This is a genomic window from Microcoleus sp. Pol1C5, from assembly GCF_036701115.1.
In the GTDB taxonomy this organism is placed as follows: domain Bacteria; phylum Cyanobacteriota; class Cyanobacteriia; order Cyanobacteriales; family Microcoleaceae; genus Microcoleus.
Window position 1 is genome coordinate 1 of record NZ_JAUBQE010000127.1, and the last position, 3,204, is coordinate 3,204.

Below are 3,204 nucleotides of genomic sequence, written 5' to 3' on the forward strand. Positions count from 1 at the left end.
CCCTGAATCTTGGCAGCTTCGCAAAGATCGCGGCGAGCATTTTTCCCTTGCGGATTGCACTCGATATAATTGATAATGCGAGCCGCTTCTTTGCCAAAACTTTCCTTCTGCATCTGACAGTGATCGCAGGTAAAAGAGCCGTACATTTTAGCTCCCACTCTTTTTAAATGTCGGGCTAAAGCCATTTCTGAAGTACCAGAAGATGTTGTGGTATTCATACTTGTTTCCTTAGCTGTACCGAGATTATTGACATCGGCATAAAGAGCCAGAGAAGAAATCAGCACTAACATAGACACCAGAATACCTATAAAAAATAGTTGCCCGATATCATCCCATTCGCGACCGATTAATGCTAAGACAAACAAGCTAGTTGCAAACAAAGCAGACGCAATACAGTAAATACAAGCTGCTTTGATATCAACAGCCAGTACATACATCAGATAGCCGCTGAAAATCGTCATAGCTGTGCTACCAGCAAACAGAAATAGTCCCGTCCAAGACTCTAACTTAGAGCGGAGACTCTTCTGTTCTGCAGGATTAACAAGTAGGGGAGCTACGGCAAAAACTATCATGCTCAAATAGCCCAAAAAACCGAACAAAGAAAGAGGCAAACCAAAGACATAGGCATAGGGACTCGAAAGCACGATATCGCAGCCTTCGATCGGACAAACTGCCGTTCCGTTGGATAACTTGACTACTGTTAGATAGGCAGTGATCGCAGCCCCTATCGAGGCAATTCCTGCCGTAATGGGTCGAGAATAACGGTGAATCCAAGGCAGAGAACGTTGACGACGCATAATATTTTTCCTGTGCTGAATATTTTGCAATACTAGAGTTTATCACCCACCATTTTACACTTTGAGGAAATAAGCCACAACTCCTAAAAGTATTAACACGACTCCGGTTAATCCTTGTTCGTGATGCTCGAAGAAATGCAGCTTTTCTTCTAAAGCATTAACTCCTTTCATGCCCAAATCTACTAGCAAAACCATTCCCAAAACTGTCACCACTAAGTAGACGACAGAAACTACAAGTATGCCGCGCCAACCAATCGCTCCTGCTGAAAAAAAATAGGCTTCTATTTCGATGCAAGGCGAGAAAAACATTCCTGTTCCTAAAACAGCTAGAATTTGAAATTGCGAGCGCTTGGTAGTTAAATTAGCTGTTTCAGCATGATGGTGGTGGTGTCTGCGAGAACTATCTAACTCGGCCAAAAGATAGATAATTCCTAAAACCAATAAAACTAAAGGCGCAATTATTTTAGCTGTCTCTACATAGGTAGCAGCCAACTTGTAACCGAATAAGCCGATGACAATTCCAATTAGGATAATGCTGAGGGTATGAGCAATTCCTGTAATTAATGTTGCCCGCAAAGTTTCGCTGCGTGACCAATTTTCAGTTTTACCAATGGCAATTAAGGGCATCCAGTGGCTGGGAATTAATGCGTGAATAATACTAAGAGCTAGACTTCCCAACAGAATTTTAATGAGGCTTTCCATTTACTTTCCTCTACAAATTTCTACAAGGCGGGAGGAGTTGCCCGCCCTCATGGAGTTTTTCAGCGGACTACTTTAAAACTCTAGTTGCATTGAAAATAGCTGCTAGAGCTACCCCAACATCGGCAAAAACTGCCTCCCACATGGTAGCTAACCCAAAAGCACCCAAAGCAATAAATATGCCTTTGACTAACATGGCAAAAATGATATTTTGCCAAACAATATTGTGAGTTTTTCGGGCAATTTGGATGGCTTCAGCCACCTTTGACGGTGCATCTGACATAATTACAACATCGGCAGTTTCGATCGCCGCATCCGAACCCAAACCCCCCATCGCTATGCCCACATCAGCTCTAGCAAGCACTGGTGCATCATTAATTCCGTCCCCGACAAAGACAATTTTATCGCCTTTTCTAGATTGACCGATCAGTTTTTCGATCGCCTCGACTTTTCCTTCGGGTAATAACTCGGCTAAATAGGAATCTAAACCGAGCTTTTTCGCAACACTATCGGCTACAGCTTGATTATCTCCTGTGAGCATCACGATTCGCTCAACACCTAATTTTTTGAGGTCGCGAATAGCCTGTACAGCGTCTTCCTTCAGCTCGTCAGCAATCAAAATATACCCAGCATAGCGGTTGTCTACCGCTAAATGGACGACAGTACCTTCAGCATTGCAGGCATCATGAGCAATGTTTTCTCGGTGCAGCAAACGGTCATTTCCCGCAAGCACAATTTGATTATTTAATTTGGCTCGGATGCCGTGTCCCGCTATTTCTTCGTAATCTTTCACATCCGATGAATCAATTTTTCCGCCGTAAGCTTCCAGAATAGATTTGGCAACTGGATGATTTGATTGAGATTCTACTTTAGCCGCTATCTCCATTAACTCAGATTGTGAAAAACCATTATGATGCACAATTTGTGCCACTTTAAAAACTCCTTTTGTCAGAGTTCCTGTTTTGTCCAAAACAACTGTCTTGACTGCTGTCAGGGTATCTAAAAAAGTTGCTCCTTTAACCAAAATACCGCGCTTTGCTGCACCGCCAATTCCCCCAAAGTATCCGAGAGGAATGCTAATCACCAATCCGCAAGGGCAGGAAATAACTAACAACACTAGGGCGCGGTAAACCCATAAAAAGCGATCGGCATTAGTTGCTCCTGAAATGAACAAAGGCGGAATTAAAGCCACTGCTAGCGATGCAAATACTACAAACGGCGTGTAGTAACTGGCAAATTTGGTGATAAATTTCTCAGTTTCAGCTTTTTTGCTTCTGGCATTTTCTACTAATTCCAGAATTCTGGAGATTGAAGATTCGCCGAAGAGTTTGGTAACTTTGACGGTGAGAACTCCTGTCTGGTTAATTGTTCCTGCTAAAACTGTTTCTCCAACTTTCACTGTTCGAGGTACTGATTCTCCAGTTAGTGCAGATGTGTCAATCTGAGAGTTGCCGTCGATAATTTCACCGTCTAAGGGAATTTTTTCTCCCGGTTTGACAAGGATGATATCGCCGACGGCTACGGTTTCTGGCGGAACTTTTTTGATGTCGCCATTTGCCTTGAGGTTGGCGCTGTCTGGGCGAATTTCTAAAAGCGATCGAATTGATTGACGCGATCGCCCAACGGCAAATTCTTGAAAAAGTTCTCCGATTTTGAAAAACAACATCACCCCGACTGCTTCCGGGAGTTTGTGAATAGCGACAGCGCC

Annotated in this window: 3 protein-coding genes; all 3 read right to left on the bottom strand. The window is 43.3% G+C overall.

The features are described 5' to 3' along the window. The coding region (locus QUA23_RS30655; RefSeq protein WP_333110706.1) for a vitamin K epoxide reductase family protein at positions 1-797 on the bottom strand (797 nt) is incomplete at its 3' end. A 54-nt stretch (positions 798-851) separates the two neighbouring features. Continuing rightward, positions 852-1,499, bottom strand: coding sequence for a hypothetical protein (locus QUA23_RS30660; protein ID WP_333075472.1), 648 nt, complete (start codon positions 1,497-1,499; stop codon positions 852-854). Between the two features lie 67 nt (positions 1,500-1,566). After that, positions 1,567-3,204 (bottom strand): heavy metal translocating P-type ATPase (locus QUA23_RS30665; protein WP_333110709.1); only part of this gene is annotated, 1,638 nt, incomplete at its 5' end.